Source organism: Winogradskyella sp. Asnod2-B02-A, assembly GCF_045063645.1.
GTDB lineage: Bacteria > Bacteroidota > Bacteroidia > Flavobacteriales > Flavobacteriaceae > Winogradskyella.
Genome location: NZ_JBEFOG010000026.1, coordinates 989,069 through 1,007,152 on the forward strand (window position 1 = coordinate 989,069; position 18,084 = coordinate 1,007,152).

General features: G+C 31.2%; 15 protein-coding genes. 1 reads left to right on the plus strand and 14 read right to left on the minus strand.

Going from position 1 to position 18,084, the window contains the following annotated elements:
* The 11 genes from ACJJVO_RS07835 to msrB form a co-directional block, all read right to left on the minus strand.
* Window positions 1-858 carry a phospholipase A gene (locus ACJJVO_RS07835; RefSeq protein WP_405572528.1) on the minus strand — a complete coding sequence of 286 codons (858 nt, stop codon included), beginning with the start codon at window positions 856-858 and terminating at the stop codon, window positions 1-3.
* A gap of 230 nt (window positions 859-1,088) precedes the next feature.
* On the minus strand, window positions 1,089-1,505 hold the full coding sequence (locus ACJJVO_RS07840) for a hypothetical protein (protein WP_405572531.1): 417 nt from the start codon (window positions 1,503-1,505) through the stop codon (window positions 1,089-1,091).
* Window positions 1,502-1,930, minus strand: coding sequence for a hypothetical protein (locus ACJJVO_RS07845; protein ID WP_405572533.1), 429 nt, complete (start codon window positions 1,928-1,930; stop codon window positions 1,502-1,504). The genes ACJJVO_RS07840 and ACJJVO_RS07845 overlap by 4 nt, the downstream gene beginning before the upstream one ends.
* Window positions 1,931-2,113: 183 nt before the next feature.
* Entirely contained in the window at window positions 2,114-7,747 is a 5,634-nt protein-coding gene (locus ACJJVO_RS07850) for a PAS domain S-box protein (RefSeq protein ID WP_405572536.1), read from the minus strand.
* A 626-nt stretch (window positions 7,748-8,373) separates the two neighbouring features.
* On the minus strand, window positions 8,374-9,597 hold the full coding sequence (locus ACJJVO_RS07855; protein WP_405572537.1) for an alpha/beta fold hydrolase: 1,224 nt from the start codon (window positions 9,595-9,597) through the stop codon (window positions 8,374-8,376).
* On the minus strand, window positions 9,594-10,118 hold the full coding sequence (locus ACJJVO_RS07860) for a peptide-methionine (S)-S-oxide reductase (RefSeq protein ID WP_405572540.1): 525 nt from the start codon (window positions 10,116-10,118) through the stop codon (window positions 9,594-9,596). The genes ACJJVO_RS07855 and ACJJVO_RS07860 overlap by 4 nt, the downstream gene beginning before the upstream one ends.
* A gap of 40 nt (window positions 10,119-10,158) precedes the next feature.
* Window positions 10,159-10,440 (minus strand): DUF427 domain-containing protein, encoded by a 282-nt coding sequence (locus tag ACJJVO_RS07865; protein WP_405572543.1) that lies wholly within the window; start codon window positions 10,438-10,440, stop codon window positions 10,159-10,161.
* Between the two features lie 46 nt (window positions 10,441-10,486).
* On the minus strand, window positions 10,487-11,446 hold the full coding sequence (locus ACJJVO_RS07870) for an aldo/keto reductase (protein ID WP_405572545.1): 960 nt from the start codon (window positions 11,444-11,446) through the stop codon (window positions 10,487-10,489).
* A 16-nt stretch (window positions 11,447-11,462) separates the two neighbouring features.
* Entirely contained in the window at window positions 11,463-11,969 is a 507-nt protein-coding gene (gene msrA, locus ACJJVO_RS07875) for a peptide-methionine (S)-S-oxide reductase MsrA (RefSeq protein WP_405572547.1), read from the minus strand.
* A gap of 48 nt (window positions 11,970-12,017) precedes the next feature.
* Window positions 12,018-13,586 (minus strand): protein adenylyltransferase SelO, encoded by a 1,569-nt coding sequence (locus tag ACJJVO_RS07880; RefSeq protein ID WP_405572550.1) that lies wholly within the window; start codon window positions 13,584-13,586, stop codon window positions 12,018-12,020.
* 14 nt (window positions 13,587-13,600) lie between these two features.
* Window positions 13,601-14,062 carry a peptide-methionine (R)-S-oxide reductase MsrB gene (gene msrB, locus ACJJVO_RS07885; RefSeq protein ID WP_405572553.1) on the minus strand — a complete coding sequence of 154 codons (462 nt, stop codon included), beginning with the start codon at window positions 14,060-14,062 and terminating at the stop codon, window positions 13,601-13,603.
* Window positions 14,063-14,413: 351 nt separating this feature from the next.
* Here msrB and ACJJVO_RS07890 point away from each other — a divergent pair, with 351 nt between their 5' ends.
* Window positions 14,414-14,848: an Hsp20/alpha crystallin family protein gene (locus ACJJVO_RS07890; protein ID WP_405572555.1), complete on the plus strand. Its 435-nt coding sequence runs from the start codon at window positions 14,414-14,416 to the stop codon at window positions 14,846-14,848.
* A gap of 82 nt (window positions 14,849-14,930) precedes the next feature.
* On the opposite strand, the gene ACJJVO_RS07895 is transcribed toward ACJJVO_RS07890, so the two are convergent.
* The 3 genes from ACJJVO_RS07895 to ACJJVO_RS07905 form a co-directional block, all read right to left on the minus strand.
* On the minus strand, window positions 14,931-15,656 hold the full coding sequence (locus tag ACJJVO_RS07895) for a peroxiredoxin (protein WP_405572558.1): 726 nt from the start codon (window positions 15,654-15,656) through the stop codon (window positions 14,931-14,933).
* Between the two features lie 63 nt (window positions 15,657-15,719).
* Entirely contained in the window at window positions 15,720-16,901 is a 1,182-nt protein-coding gene (locus tag ACJJVO_RS07900; RefSeq protein WP_405572560.1) for an ABC transporter permease, read from the minus strand.
* Window positions 16,898-18,079: an ABC transporter permease gene (locus ACJJVO_RS07905; RefSeq protein WP_405572563.1), complete on the minus strand. Its 1,182-nt coding sequence runs from the start codon at window positions 18,077-18,079 to the stop codon at window positions 16,898-16,900. The genes ACJJVO_RS07900 and ACJJVO_RS07905 overlap by 4 nt, the downstream gene beginning before the upstream one ends.
* Window positions 18,080-18,084 lie beyond the last annotated feature (5 nt).

An 18,084-nucleotide genomic window follows, 5' to 3' on the forward strand; every position in this document is an offset into this window, starting at 1 on the left:
CTATTTACCACTTAACCATTTAAACTCATTAGTTCTTATTACATACCCAAGCCTAATCATACTTTGAGATTGCTGATAGTTGAGCATCCCTTCTGCTTGCCCAACAAACCACTCGAGCATTAAGTACTGATTAGATATATTGTTATCAAACGGATTAAAATATACGCGTGTTCTTACAGATCCTTTTAGGTCTAAGTTTAGACCTTTACGAAATCTTATATCGAAAAAAAACTTATCTGGCTTTATAATATGTGAAAGATTAATTTGACCTAGACCTACGTATTCTAATAAATCTGGATTTCCTTCTTCATAGCCAAATGGCACCCAAACTTTAAATCTACCTATTGTATTTTTAGCTATACTGGTGGTATACTCTAAGCTAAGCCTATTCCAACTTCTAGAGAAAATACTATCTCTTCCATTAGATTCATGCTCAAAGGAAAGGTTTGCAATCCCCTTTAATTTGCCTTTTTTATCAAAAAAAGCCTTTCCTACTGCTATAGAAGGATTAAAATTAATATCGCTAAACGGAAATGATTCTTTATATATATTCCAAAAAGATTTCTGCGTATACGTCATAAATAAATAGGTATCCCAAGGCAGTCTGCTTCGTGTAAGTATTTGTTTAAAACTAATTTGATACTTAGCGTTAGCTGTTGTTCTATCGATTGTTTTATTAGTTGGTACGCCTGTGATAAAGTAATTATCCTTATGGATTGAAAAATAAGGCTGATTTGCAATTGAATCTTTAAACTCTTCTTTGGTATAACTTTGAGAATGTCCTTTAAAGGACAAAACGATAGTAGCAATAATACACCATAATAAAAGTTGCAGTTGGCTAAGTCTTAATTTTTTCATGTCAAATTTGAATATTTTACAAAACTAGGATTAGCTTAAGCAAAGGGTTAACTCAAATACGAATTAAAGTATCTGTGTTACATTAAAAACGTTAATTATTTTTTAATTGTAGAAGTTTGTGCTGTGTTTTACACTTTAGACTTATTGAGGTTTTTTTTAAATCTTCTTTATGCTTTTTACAAACCATTAAAGTGGATTTAGTCTCTCATAAATACGATTTTAAGCGGTATTTAAGCACTTTTGTAAAACCTGCTTCTTGCTTCCAAACAATAGTTCTTAGCAGAGGTGATATCACTGAAAGTAGCAAATGGAGTAATTCTGTCATACAATCGCTTATAACACGCAAGCCAAAGTTTCATTCTCACAGTATTAACAAGATAAGATTCTGTAATCCTTAATTTAACAATCTCAGGATTATTAGTTACCAGATTAGCAGCAGCGACAGAAAACGTACCACGAATGTCTTTTAAATCTATAAGGAATGGCATGGGTTTACCATTACATAAAGTTTTAATAGCATTGATGTATAGCTCTATATTTTGTTTTTCTAATTTAAGATTTGGGCTACTACTACTAAACTCGCAATAAAGAATTCCCGTATCATCTGTCCAAAATATGGCATTATTAAATCCAATTACTTTGCTCATGTAAAACTTCCTTGGCTAACGGTATTAAAATCCTTGTATTTATGTTTACAATATAATAGTGCTAAATCAAAATCTGTATAAATTCTATTAGGCACAACCTTATTACCTGTAATATTATTTATGGCAAGTAAAAATTTTAAGCATGTAGAACGCACTAAAAAAGCTCTTGAAAGCACTAAGGTATTTATAGGCACACTATTAGAAATGAGCATGAATATCTCAATAGCATCAGTTCTATTAATTTGTTTTAAATCTAATAACAGAGGTCTGTATTCTCTATCGTATAAAATAGAAATAGCATTAAACAAAGCCTCTTCTGTTTTCTTCTTTTCGTAATTTTTAAAAAAATCGGGTCTAATCTTACAATGAATGACATCTTGGTCTACCCAAAGCTTAATACCTTCATATTGTACAACGTTTCTCATAATGTTCTTTTGTAACGTTATGCCAATAGGTATGCCAAAAGATATTAGCAACTCCAAAAATAATCGTAAATCACTATATATCAATACTATAAAAAACAAAACAGAATATAAACCCCTTTAATCACCCACGGAATACCGTGATGCATTTTCAACCACTTTTAAGATTAACGGAATACCGTGTTTTTAACTCGGCTTTTTTAAATCTAATTTTTTCATTTTATCACGAAGTGTACTCGGCTTAACGGCTAATAGCTCAGATGCGCCATTGGGTCCGCTTATTTTCCAGTCGCATTGCTCTAAAATTCGAAGAATATGATTACGTTGTGCTACATCTAATGATAAATCTTTTTTATTTATTGGGTTTACCATTTGATTAGAAGATTCAAATCCTGGTATAAATAACGTGTCGTCTGTAGATAAAATAGCAGCACGTTCAATTAAATTCTCTAATTCTCTAATATTACCAGGCCAATCATAGTTTTTAAGTTTATTCATAGCTTCTTCAGCTATATACTTTATGTTTTTACCATAATTTTTATTAAATTTTTCTACAAAATGCTCAACTAACAATGGAATATCATCTTTTCGTTTACGAAGCGCAGGAACTTTTATAGGAAACACATTGAGTCTAAAAAATAAATCTTCTCTAAAACGTTTTTTATCAATTTCTTCTCTTAAATCTCTGTTTGTGGCAGCAATCACTCTAACATCTAACTTTTTTGTGCCAGCACCACCAACAACTTCAATTTCACCTTCTTGTAAAAATCTTAAAATTTTTGGCTGCATATCTAAAGGCAATTCACCAATTTCATCTAAAAACAAAGTGCCTTGATCTGCTAATTCAAACTTTCCTATTTTATCATTAAATGCTCCTGTAAATGAGCCTTTTTTATGCCCAAACAATTCGCTTTCTAAGAGCTCTCTTGGTATTGCTGCACAATTAACCTTAATTAAAGGTTTGTTATTACGCGTACTTATATTGTGCACGGCTCTTGCCAATAACTCTTTACCTGTTCCGGATTCCCCAAGTAATAGAACCGTAGCTTTTGTAGGTGCTACTTTTTCTAATTCGGTTAACACATCGCTAAACTCCGCACTGCCATAAACCATATCCTCATAGTTAAATACTAAATCTAACTCATTTCTTAGATATACATTTTCTTGCTCTAATTGGTTTCGTAATTTATTTAATTCATCATTAGCTAGTGTAAGTTGATTATTTGCTAAAACTGATGCTTTTTCTGCTAGTTTTCGTTCTGTACTTTGAATCATTAAAGACACTAAATTGGCTATCGAAGTTGCAAACTCTTCTTCATCTGTAGACCAAATATGCTTATCATCCACTTCTTCAAAACAGAGAATTCCGTAAACTTCATTTATACCTTGAATTGGGATACTCAATTTAGATTTTATGTTTAATGGTATAAGATGATCTTCCATAAAACCTTCAAGAATATCACTAATTTGAGCATTAGAGGCCCTAACGATTTCACCTTTGTTTATTGTTTCAAAATACTTCTCATTTATTTTTTTACAGAACACTTGCCCACTTTCATAACTATCATTTTTTCTGATGTATGATTTTTCACAAAACATTTCTGTTTTTTCTTTATTAAATTTTAAAACGCTTCCCCTTCCTACATTTAACGTTTTTGCAGATAAAGCTGTTATTTTATTTAATGCCACCTTATAATCAGTACCTACAAGACTAGCCAATTCAATAATAACATTTTTACGCTCTAATGATTTTTGAGCATTTTCCTCTAATACTTTTTTAGCTTTTTCTTCTTCTGAGACATCTTTTATAGTAGCAAAGATGGCAATAACATCTTCATTGTCATTTTTTATGGTACCTGCCAAAAATGAAGCCAAAAATTCACTACCATTTTTTCTAGTAAATTCTAACAGAAAAGAAGGTGCCTCATCTTTAGCTACTTTAGCTTTAATCTCTTGCATTTTATCAAAGTCTTCTTCTCGTGCAAATGGGTAGGGCAACTCTAGCCCAATAAGTTCTTGCTCTGAATATCCAAGAAGTTTACATAACGAATCATTTACTTTAATCACCTTACCTAACATGTCTAGAATAAGTAAACCTTCTTGCATAGACATAATAAGCTTATCATTAAATGCTTTTGCTAACTGTAAGTTTATTTCTGCATTTCTTCTTTGAGTAATGTCTTCTATAGTTGCAAAATTTGCTGTTTTTACACCATTCTCATCATAAATACTTGAGACCATTACATGCACAGGAAAACGTTCTCCATTTTTACGCATGTATATATTCTCATAATCGCTTTCATTTTTATTCTGTAGTAACAGCTTATAACGTTTGTTATTTTCTTTTCTTAATTCTGGTGGAGAAAAAGGATATGGACGCTTAATACCTATTAATTCTTTTTCTGTAAAACCTGTCATCTTACAAAATGCTGGATTTACACTAACTATTTCTGAGTTTAGGTTTATAGCAAATAAACCTTCATGCATTGATTGTAAAAGACTAGATGAAAATTTATTTGCAATATTTAAATCTAATTCAATTTTTTTACGCTCTGTAATATCTTGAATAGTACCAATAAAACTTATAGCTTTTCCATTAGCATAAATAACTTCACCTAAACCATGAATCCATTTTAATTCCTTTTTATCTTTAGTTATAATTCTATATTCTAAACTAAATTTTTCTTTATTTTTTACGCTATTTGTAACTGCGTCTTTTATTAAAGCTCTATCTTGAGGATAAACAACTGATTTCCATAGCAGAAAATCAACTTCAGTAGTATGGTCTACTCCAATAATTTCATTAAAGGTTACAGAAGTCTCACCTACCAACCTGTTTATATCTAAATTAAAACTACCAATTTTAGCTAATTTTTGAGCTGTTAACAGTGATTTTTCGCTTTCTTGAAGTTTAATTCTAGAACGCTTTCGATCGGTAATATCTTGCATTGTACCAATCAGTTTCACTGCATTCCCATCATCATCATAAAGTAACTCACCAATACCATAAACCCAAATTTCTTCTTTAGAATCTGGTTTTAAAACCCGATATTCTTTGTTGAAATTAATTTTATTGATGATATTATTTTCCAAATAATTCAACATCTCTTCCTTCTCATCAGGATGAATAAGATTCACCCAACTTTCAATAGTTTTTACATAAGATTCAGGTATACCAAAGACATTATTTAATACTGCAGACGACTCCCAAGTCCTTGTATTTAAATCTAATACATAAGAACCGATATTAGCAACTATTTGAGATTGCCTTAAGCTATACTCGCTTTCTTGCAGTTTAATTTCCGATTGCTTTCGGTGAGTAATATCTTGAATAGTTCCTATTAAGTATACAGGCTTGTTTTCGCTATTAAAAATCAACTCGCCTATACCATGTGCCCAGATTTCCTCTTGAGTATCTAGTTTTATCACTCGGTATTCTTTGTTAAACTTTTTATTATTTGCTACACAATATTCAAAATAACTTAGCAACTCTTTTCTTTCGTCTGGGTGGATACGATTATTCCAGCTTTCAACAGTTTTAGGGTATGATTCATCTATACCCAAAATTTCATCTAACACAGATGATCCTGTCCAAGTTCTCTTCTCAATATCTACCTTATACGAACCAATATTGGCAACTATTTGAGATTGTCTTAAGTGATACTCTCGTTCTGAAATTTTCACTTCAGCCATTTTACGCTCAGTAATATTTTGGATAACACCAATCATTTTATCGGGATTTCCATCACTATCAAAAGTTAATTCACCAATGCCTTCTACCCAAATTTCCTCCTTATTCTTAACATTAACAAGTCTGTATTCTTTATTAAATTTTTTGTGATTTTTAATGACATCTATTTGCAAATGACGTAGCATTATTTCTCTATCATCAACGTGTATTAGACCAATCCAATTTTCAACATTTCTTAAAAATGATTCATTGATGCCAAAAATATCATCTAATACTGGAGAACCTTCCCAAATACCAGATTTAATATCAAAGCTATAAGAACCAATATTGGCTACATTTTGAGATTGTCTTAGAAAGTATTCGTTTTCTCTAAGTTTTATTTCTGATTTTTTACGATGAGTAATATCTTGAATCGTACCTATCACTTTTGCAGCTTTATTTTCACTATCAAAAATTAACTCACCAAGACCAGTCACCCAAATCTCTTCTTCTGTATCAATTTTTATAACTCGGTATTCAATATTAATCTTTTTATTATTTGCTATACAATGATCAAAATAATCTAACAACTCTTCTCTTTCGTCTGGATGGACAAGGTTATTCCAGCTTTCAACTGTTTTTACATATGATGCATCCATACCAAAGATTTCATCTAACACAGGTGAACTTGTCCATGTCCTAGATTTTAAATCTACAGTATAAGATCCAATATTGGCTATTTTTTGAGTTTGCCTTAAAAAGTATTCGTTTTCTCTAAGTTTTACTTCTGCTTTTTTTCGTTCTGTTATATTACGTCCTATGGATAATATTTTTCCGTCTTTTTGCTTTTTTGCTGAGATTTCAAAATCTACTATTGTTTTATTTTTACAAATTAGTTGCCTTTCAAAAAATACAGATTGCCCATCTAGAATCCGCATATAAACATCTGGCATTGTAATAAAATTACCAACAATAACATCTTGAATCTTTAACTTTGAAAACTCTTCTGATGTATAACCTAAGATTTGGTGTATTGCTTGATTAAATTCATGAATAACACCATCAAATGTATACATAAGGATGGCATCACTCGCCTGATTTATTAATGCGTTATACGATTCATTTTTTTTCTTAATTTCTAAAATTATTCTAGACTTCTCAAGCGCAATATTAGCTAAGCTTACAGCAAAATTAATTTCCCTTATCTCATCTATTGTAGGCGATTTAATGGACTTACTGTATATAGCAAAGGTTCCTAATACAGTATTATCTTTTGATAAAATAGGAATAGACCAACACGACTTTAATCCATGTTGTAGGGCAATGTCCTTATGTTTATCCCACAACTTATCTGTACTTATATCTGCTACTATAACAGGTCTTTTTATGAATGCTGCTGTAGGGCATGAACCAGAATTCATAATTATTGGCAGGCTTTTAATTGCCAAACTATAAGACTTAGGTAGTGATGGTGCTGATTCTAAAACGAGATGACTTTCATCTTTATCTACTAAACTAATGCAGCCATAATAATCTGGATGGATAGATTCGAAGTTTAAAAGTAAATGGTCAAAAATTTTATTTAAAGGTGTGTTTTCCGTTAATAAATCTAAAATTTGATTTTTACTAATTAATAATTTTTCTGATTTTTCTTGTTCTAATAATTTATTACCTAGATCGATATTTTTTTGTTCTACATCACTATCTACGAGATTATCAGAAAGTTTAAGCACTTCTTCTCCGGTTAGTTTATTTTGTTTTTTAAGTTTTGAATTAAGTTGGTTTCCTTTAAACAAACCATTAATTATAAGAAGTAATTTTGATGCATCTTTTGGGTTTATCAAATAATAATCTGCCCCTAATTTGTAAGCTACATTTTTGTCGGATTCTTCGACATGAGTAGAAGTGTAAAAAATAAAAGGAATTTGCTTAAATGATTTATCTTTTTTGCAAGCCTCACAAAACTTATAACCATCCATCAAAGACATCAACACACTAGAGATAATGACATCAATGCTATTTTTATTTAGCTTATCTAATCCGTCTTTTCCATCTGTAGCTTCTATAACTAAAAAACCCGCTTCTTCTAATTCAGATTTAAGTAAATATAGATTTTTAGACATACTGTCTACAATCAATATCGTTTTCATATTTTAATTAATATTTTTGGACGTTCCTACTTTTTATTAAAAGTATATCCCCTTTTCAAAATATAAATATTAGCACTAAATAGCAAGAAAGAATCTATAATTCCCTTAACACACCTTTACCAGTGCAATTATAGACATTTATTAAAAATATTTTTTAAAATATTGAATTACAATAAACTAAAAAAAAGTTTACTCAAAAATTTTTGATAAAAATATACTATTATTATGAAAACACAAAGATCTTTTTATTTAAAATTCCGCCTTCCTTTTTATATCTTTTTACTTAATATAAATACCAACATTTAATCCGAAATATTGGTATTAGGCTTTAATAAACTCCCCTTATTTTTATCTAATTATGAATTTTTGAATAGACCTTAGAAATACTATCCATTAAAACCAAAAGCAATTAAAACAACACGGAAAACAACTAACAGGTATTGCTTTATTATTTGTCTCCAAAAACAAAGTAAAAATCACCTCCAAATGACTCAATTGAATTTAAAGAAAAAGTGAGATTCTTTTATAATGAGTATTTACTAAACAATAAAAACATCTTGTTGTTATTACTGACTACTACTTAATAGCATTTGTAATATTCATAAATGTTTTTATGTTTGTTACAATTATACTTCTAAAATCGTTGTATTAAAAATGACTTCACTAGCCACCGTTTTATGCACAGGACATTTAGATGCTATTTCCTTTAATCGCAGCTTCTGTTTTTCGTCTAGGTTACCAACAAATTTTAATTGTTTTGAGATATGGTCTAGGTATCCAGGTTTTTCAACATCTAACATTAAGGCATCACTATGCTTTTTTTGATGAGAGATATAAACATAAACCTCTTGTAAATCCCATTTTTTACGTTCTGCGTACAATTTTAAAGTCATAGCTGTACACGTGGCAATGGCTGCATTTAGATATTCGTATGGTGATGGACCAAAATCATCTCCACCAACACTAGTTGGTTCATCTCCAATAAAAGTATGTTTATTGGTCTGAATCTGCGTTGTAAAATTATTTTCTTTTAAATTAAGATGCGCGACTAATTGTTCGCCTTCGGTACTTAACATTTCGTTTTCTAATTCTGGCAAATATAATTTAACCCATTCTCCAATCATGCTTCCTGCGTATGCGCTATGCTTTGAATTTGAAAGTAAATGATCGGCATCATTTAAACTCACAAAACTCTTTGGATGCATCGCTTTTTTATATAATTGCTGTGCATTATCTACACTCACAATTGTATCAAAAGGTGCATGCATTATAAGTATTGGTTTACGTAGATTTTTGGTTATGGTTGGTAAATCAGTTTTACTAAAATCTTTTATAAAATCTTGATTAATTTTAAATGGTCGCCCACCAATATTTACCTCTACTTCACCCTTGTCTGCAACCTCATCAATAGCATGCGAAAAATGTTGTGTAACGTGATCTACAGCAGCTGGCGCGCCTATTGTAGCAACGGCCTTAATATTTTCTAATTTTGATGCCGCAACAATTACAGCTGCTCCTCCCAAAGAATGTCCCACTAACAAACTAGGAGCTTTATAATGGGCTGTGATATAATCATTCACAGCAATTAAATCTTCTACGTTTGCAGAAAAATGACTTTCAGAAAACTCCCCTTCACTTCTACCTAAACCTGTAAAATCAAATCTAACAACTCCAAAACCATGCGCTGTTAATGCCCTTGAAATATTTCGGGTTGCATTTAAATTACTCGTACATGAAAAGCAATGTGCAAAAACAGCAAAGTAATTTGGCTTTTGATTTGGTGGTAATTCTAAATGCGCAGCCAATGTATAACCTTTACTATTTTTAATTTCTATTTTACTGCTTTTCATAATTCTTTAAAATTTAAATGTGTTGTTTTAATTAAGTCGGTATAGTTTCTAAAACTTTCTAAGAGTATCTTTAATTTTGGATTTATAAATGTTTTACAAAACGGTTTTTCGGGATTTTTATAATAGTAATTCAGAATCTCTTCTCTAGATGGTTTAAATTCAGAAAACACAAGCACTTGTGTAACTAGTTTATTTTTGAATTTATGTTGAAGTGTTTTAAGTACCTCTAATATTTTAATTTCTTGATTTTCATCGAAAACATAAATTGCAGAACGGTATTTTTTACGCATACTATGCGAAGAAGTGCTTTTGTGTGTATGCAAATGAATTTCAATTAATACTTCTATTGGTATAATAGTCACATTATATTCTACAATTACAGCTTCAGAAAAGCTAGAATTATCTCCATTTGAAGCTATCCAACCTTGTTGCACATTTTCTACTCCATTAAGGGACTGAAATACGGCTTCTGTACACCAATGACATCCTCCACCAAATCCTATCTTACTAATGCTCTTCATTATAAGTTATGATGCTCCAATTACACCTTTAAAACACCACTTATTTAGTTACCTCTACACCTCTCCAAAACGCGACATGATTTTTTATGGCCTTAGCCATTTCTGAAGGATTCTCGTAATACCAAACCGCATCTTTATTTATTTTACCATCAACCTCTAGAGAATAGTAAGACGCTTCCCCTTTCCATGCACATGTAGATTTTAAATCACTAGATATACAAAACGCTTTATTTAAACTCTCTTCAGGAAAATAGTGATTTCCTTCAATAACCACGGTATTATTGCTTTCTGCGATGACTTTATTATTCCAAATTGCTTTCATAATGTAACTTTAATTTAAACTAATTCTTAGCTTTATATATAACCTCTTAATTCCATGCTAGCGCTTTTCTTTCTTTCCAATAGTTATTATTTGAAATTCCAAAAGTGCTTAATTCTTCTATTTCTGAATTGGTTAGTGAGAATTGATCTGCTTTTAAATTAGCCGCTAAATGCACACCGTTGTTTGCTCCACTTAATACTAATGCGTCCGGAAAAATATCTATACAATATCTCAAAGCAATAGCATCTGCTCCGACATTATACTTCTTTGCTAAGTGATTCATTAAATCGTAAAGGTTAAGATATTGCGGGAAATTTTTATTAGGAATTAATCTACCATTTGCTAAAGCTTCTTTAATTATAAATGGTCCTTTAAGGCTTTTTAATACTTCAGAATATTTAAAAACACTTTGATCTAAAACATTATAAGTACACTGAAAAGACTGAAATAACGGGTCATTTTCAATCTGAATGGAAAGCCCTTTTTCTAATACTTCAGTCTGGTTTGCACCTGTAGTTGTTAAACCTATAATGATATTATGCTCTTGCTTTAATTCATGCAAACGATTTAAAACTTCAACATTTTCAAGGACACCTGTATCAAAAGTAGCAGAATGAATTTGATACACTTTTAAATAAGGCAATAGCGCTTTAGAAAATTCCCATTGCTCATTCAACTTACTTAATGAGTGCTCCTTAACCTCATGCTGTGTGGCATTTGGATTGAAATTAGCGACATAAGTGTAGCCCCATTTTGTAGATACTTGAATACTTGGATCATTTTTAGTTTTTAACCACTGTAACAACAATTCTTCTGCAATACCATATCCAGGTGAGGTATCAAAGTACCGAATCCCTTTATTGTAAGCATCTTCCAACACCTCCATTCCTTTTTCTTTGAAAGTTGACAAAGAAAATGGCTCAGTATTAGCATCTTGTTTAATATTTATATAAAGTGGTCTGCCAATGGCTGCAGTTCCTAATCCTATATGTTTTGAGTTTATCACTTAGTCAATATTTATGTTATTTGTCTTCTTTTATAAAACTTTCATCAAATCTTAAAAAATGACACGTGTAACCATTTGGGTTTTTAACCAAATAATCTTGATGATTTTCTTCTGCTGGCCAAAACGGAGAGAATGGTTCTAAAGTTGTAACTACGTCACCATCCCATTTACCAGAAGCATTAACTAGATTTATCATCTCTTCTGCTATAGCTTTTTCTTCCTCATTTTGATAAAAAATAGCAGATCTATAACTAGAACCTTTATCATTGCCTTGCTGATCTACAGTTGTTGGATTGTGCATTCTGAAGAAATAATCTAAAATTTTCTTAAAAGACGTTTCATTAGGATCGTAAGTTAATTCTATGCCTTCTGCATGCCCAGGATGATATTTATAACTTGGATTCTCATTTTCTCCACCTTGGTAACCCACTTCTGTATCTATTATTCCAGGTTGTTTTCTAAATAGGTCCTCCATTCCCCAAAAACAGCCTCCTGCTATATATGCTTTTTTATAATTTGTCATTGTTTTCTTTTTCTGTTAAAAATGTTATTTTTTATAATTCAGTTTTTATTATGAGCTACAAGACAGCATAGAACAGCCTACTTTATTTCTAGCCCATTCTGGTCTTTTAGCAAACCATTTTTCTGATGCTGGTTGCTCATCGTAAGGTTTTTTAAGCAAATTAAATAGCTCATCAATTAACTTATAATCTCCCTTATCTGCGTCGTCTATGGCTAATTGAGCTATATAATTACGAAGTACGTATTTAGGATTTACACTGTTCATTTCAGCTTTACGCTCATCGTCTGAGATTTTCTCTTTTGCCAAGCGTTGACCATAATTATTAAACCAATGCATCCAAAGGTCTTTTACTTCTACTGTTATTTCATTGGTTTTATAAAAAGCATTGTTGATAATGGTCCACCAATCTTGAGATTCTGCTTTCTTTAAATTTGATAGATTTCTAAAGAAAATAGTCATGTCGGTTTCAGATGCATGCAGCACTTTTTCTAGTTCTTCGATTAATTCACTATCACTTTCAATTTCAACTTTTAAACCTAATTTAGAACGCATCATATTTCTATATGCTGTTTCCGCTTCTTTAGGAAAATTATTTAAAATCGTTTCAAAAGGTTCTGCATCTTCTACCAATGGATATATGGCATTTGCTAATTGAAATAAATTCCAATGTGTAATTTGCATTTGCGAACCATAACTATATCTTTTATGTGTATTATCTGTTGTATTTGGTGTCCAGCCATGATCATAGCCTTCTAACCAACCATACGGTCCATAATCTATAGTTAAACCAAGTATAGACATATTATCGGTATTCATTACACCATGCACAAAACCAACACGTTGCCAATGGATTACCATCTCTAAACTTCGGGTTGTAACCTCTTTCATAAAGGCGATATACACCGATTTTGATGGTTTTCCTAAATGTGAATAATGTGTATTAATGGTATAATCAACTAGCGTTTTTAAGGTATCCACATCTCCTCTAGATGGAAAAATTTGATAACTTCCAAAACGCAAAAATGATGGTGATACTCGCGCTACAATAGCACCTTTTTCATAAGCTGCGTTTCCATTATACATAACATCTCGCAATACTTGATCGCCAGATAATGACAACGACAAAGCTCTTGTTGTTGGTACTCCTAAATGAAACATGGCTTCGCTACACAAATATTCTCTAATTGATGAACGCAAAACAGCTAAACCATCGGCTGATCTAGAATATGGTGTTTCGCCTGCACCTTTTAATTGCAATGCCCAATGTTTATTATGATGTTCTATTTCAGCTAAATTAATGGCTCTACCATCACCTAATTGTCCTGCCCAATTACCAAACTGATGACCAGCATAACACATGGCATATGGCTTAGTGTTAGGAAAAACTTCTGCTCCTGTCACTAAGTTTAAAAAATCTTTAGAGTCACTATCCTCTTTTGTTAGTCCAAGATTATTCAACATTTCTAGAGACACATGAATTAACGAAGGATTACTAGGAATTTTAGGTGTCACAAAAGAAAAACAAGCTTCGCTCACTTGCCTCCTGCTATTCTCGAGAATTGGATCTGCTGGAAGCTCTTTATTAAATCTATCTTTTATATTAAGTTTTAATGTCATTTTTTTACCGTTCTCTATTCTTTTTCTTCTTTTTGAGATTGAAGCACCATAGACTCCGAATTAATACAATATCTTAAACCACTCGGTTCTGGACCATCTGGAAAAACATGTCCTTGGTGTGCATCGCATGTATTACATTGTACTTCTACCCTAAGCATACCAAATGATGTATCTCTTATATACTTAATTGCATTTTCTTTAATAGGCTGCGAAAAACTAGGCCATCCGGTACCAGACTCAAATTTAATTGTAGAATCAAACAATGGTGTATCACAACAAACGCAATTGTATTTTCCGGCATCGTATCTGCTACATAAGGCTCCAGAATTTGGAGCTTCTGTACCAGCCATTCGCGTTATTCTAAATTGTTCTGGAGTTAAAATAGCACGCCATTCTTCTTCCGTTTTTTCAACTCTACGATCTGGTTTTGGATTTCCTTTAATCGAAAAATTGATAATGTCTTTCCACGTTAACATAGCTTTATTCTTTTTGAGTTTTAGTCGAAATAAGATACTAAAAATTACGTCCTTTAAGTTTAGTGTTTCATAAATATTAACACTCTACGAATAAAGACATCCTTACGTATCATTTCTAATATAAATGATATAAGTTGAAGCTCGTATAATTTCAACATTAAATGCAAAGATAAGCCTCATATTATAAATATAATTGAATAATATAATTGCAATTAAAGATGTATTTATTGATTGTAAATTTTCACAAACTCTTAACAATAACGTCTTCTCTTCTGACCTAGATCATTTTCAAAATGTATGTTTCATTATAATTTAGCTGTAAATAAATTGTTTAACTTAAATTATAAAATTATGTCACTAGTAAAATTTAGTAGAAGACCTTGGGGAAAACTTATTACATCAGACTTTTTTGATAATGACAATTTCCTAGACCGACAATTATTTAATGAGAATCTGGACGAACCAGCTTTAAACATTAAAGAAACTGATGATGCCTTTGAGGTAGAATTGGCTGCACCTGGTTATGCAAAAGATGATTTTGATGTCACCATTGATGACGGATGTTTAAATATTACAGCAGAAAGTTCAAATTCTAAAGAAGAAAAAGACGACAACTATACTCGTAAAGAATTTAGTTATAGCTCTTTTGAAAAAAAATTACAACTTCCAGATTCTGTAAAAGAAGAAGATGTTAAAGCAAAATACAAAGATGGTATTCTTAGTTTTAATCTACTGAAAAAAGCAGATGCTAAGAATCATAAACCAAAAAAAGTAGAGATTGCTTAATTATCTAAGCTTCATGAAAAAGTAGGAAATGAATTATATCATTTCCTACTTTTTTTGTTTCAATACATTTTAAAATTCTGAATTATTGTTTCTTTAGAATTTTATCTAAAACAGTTGCCTTGTCCATTTTTTTAGTACAGAAAAACCAATCTTTACAGTCTAAGTCTTCATTATTACTATCCATTCTTTCTTTTGCCACACCACAAGAACCTGCCGGAGATACAATAACATCATCACCAGGATTCCAATCAGCTGGAGTCGCAACGTTAAAGGCATCTGCAGTTTGCATAGCAATTAAAGCTCTGTAAATTTCATCAAAATTTCTACCTAAACTTAATGGATAATAAATAATTGCTCTTATAATACCTTTTGGGTCTATAAAAAACACAGCTCTTACGGCTTGCGTTTTACTTTCATTTGGCTGCACCATGCCATATTTTTTGGCAATTTCCATAGAGATATCTTCTATTAATGGAAACTTGACATCAATATTTTTCATACCATTAAACTCTATTTTTTCTTTAATGGTTCTTAACCATGCGATATGACTATACAATCCATCAATTGATAAACCTACTAATTTGCAATTGGCTTTATTAAATTTATCTTCTAGATGCGCAAATGTTATAAATTCTGAAGTACAGACTGGAGTAAAATCTGCTGGATGACTAAATAGAATCACCCAATTCCCAGCATAATCTTCCGGAAAATCTATATCTCCTTGAGTTGTAACAGCCTTAAATTCTGGAGCTGCATCACCAATTCTTGGCATTGCAGTGCTCTGCTCTTTTTCTTGTAATGTTTCCATAATATCTATTTTTTATAAAGATTTTACACAAAATTAAGATACCATTACACTAACCTAAATGACCTAAATCAGTCTAGGTTTTTTTTCTAAAACGCTCTTCTTTAGATAAGAGAATCTCAATAAAGCAGCAACATAACCAACTAGTAGTAAAAGGAGAATATGAACAATTTCAGAATTATATAAACTACTATCAACACCCATTACAGTTTGTTTCTTTATAAATTCGAAATAAGGTTTTAATGGAATTAAATTCGAAATATATTGTAAAATCAGAGGCATATCTTTAAAAGACCATGTGATTCCGGTAATTAAAAACACAGGATAAGATGTAAAAGCCATTATTTCCATAACTCTAGCTTGAGATTTAAAGAAAGAAGACACAAACCATCCATAAAATATGGTCGCCATAAAAAACAAGAAAGAAATTGTTATCAACGTAAACAAACTACCATTTAACGGCAAATCGAAAATGGGAAATACAACAAAAAAAGTAAGTAACAAATAAGCAAAATACAGTAACAGATAAAAGCCTGTTTTACCAAAAATATAATTGAGAAAACTATAATTACTTTCTTCTAAGTTACGTTTTAGCAGATTTTCTTCTCGGTCATAAGCCACACTTTCAGACATACCAATAAGCAACGTCTGATGTAAAATAAGAATAAACAATGCAGGCAATAAAAAATTACCATAATTATTGGTTGGATTATAAATTGCATTAATCTGCGCAGTTATAGGTTGAGCCTTTAACTGAGCCAATGATGGATTTATGCCTTTAGATTCAAAAAACTTTTGACGAGAGTTCTCGGCATATTCCATAGCCACCAAATTAACCGCTTTGTTAATATCGTTAGAAGATAGAAACTTAGAATTATTAAGAATTAAGCCAATTGGTGTACTTTCTTTTGCTATTAATTTTTCTTCAAATCCTTTAGGAATTTCTACTATGCCTTGCACATCAAAACTGTAAAATCCGTTTTTAGCTTCAACCAAATCAATATAACTATGCGTTATGTTTATTTTTTGGGTAGCATTTAGTTTATTTACAAAAGATTTACTGCTTTGTGAGTGGTCTAAATCAACAACACCTACACTTACATTTTCTTCATCCTTATTAAAATAAGTAGAACCCATAAGTGCAAAATAAAGTAAAGGCGCAGCTAACAAAGCCAATAAAATACTATGATCGTTATAGACTAAGGTCGCTTCTTTTTTGAGTAATTCCCAAATGATTTTAAGGTTCATATTGTACTCAATTTAGGTTGAAGAAAAACATTCTTTCTATTAATAATAAGTCCAATACTCATTAGAAAAACACCAACAACAAGAAAAATTAGTAACTTCTCTATTTCGGGCACTATAAATTTGAATGGTGTATTTAGTTGGTATATTTTTAAGAAACCTGTTAAAAAGTGCGTATAGGGAATAACTTGTGCATACAAGCTATTAAACCAAGGCATAGCCCAAATAGGAAATGTAAAACCACTAAACACAAAGGCTGGTGAATTATAAAATATAGCCATGTCGAGTGCTATTATTTCATCTTTAAAAAGCAGTGAAATACCAAAACCAAGAAAAATATTAACGGTAAGAAAAAGCAATAGCAATACTAAAAGAGAACCGATGTTACCATAAATAGTAATCCCAAAAATGGGAAAAACAATTGCAAAAAGGAAACCACATAAGCTTAGTCCAAATACCATAAAGGCTAAATATTTACCTAAAATGATGGCTAATATATTCCCATTTGCCATGGCATATAAATCTGAGTATGTTTCTAATTTCCATTCATTATTAAACGCTCTTGAAGCTGCAAAAAACATAATCATTTGTAACAAAACGGTTGCCAAACCAGGTAAGAGGTAGTAAACATAATTATACTGAGGATTCCCTAAAACCTTAGTGTTAATATCTATTGGCATTACAGTACCCAATATTTTATCTGGATTAATACCTAAAGGTGCCATATTTTTAACCACTACAGCAGCACTCATTAGTTGTGTTACTTCTGCTGCAGATTTGTATAATAGATTTCCGAAAACAATATTGGTAGAATTGGTATATATCTTTACCTGCACAGCATTTCCCTTAAGCACTTCTTTATGAAAATCTTTAGGAATGTAGAAGATACCTTGAACTTCATTATTTACAAATACAGTTTCCAAATCGTCTTCGGAAGACATATAGTAGGTAATATCTAAATTAGGAGACGCTTCTAACGAACGAATATAAGTTCTGCTCAACTCACTATTATCATTATCGTAAACCGCAATTGAAACCTCTCTTAATGCGCCTTTGTAATAAATAGAACCTAGTAAAAGAAAAACAACAATAGGTATTATGATAAAAAGATTTCTAGCCGATTTTTGCCGAGACAACCTCATCATTTCCCTTTTAAAAATATGGTATACAGACCATTTCATGGCGC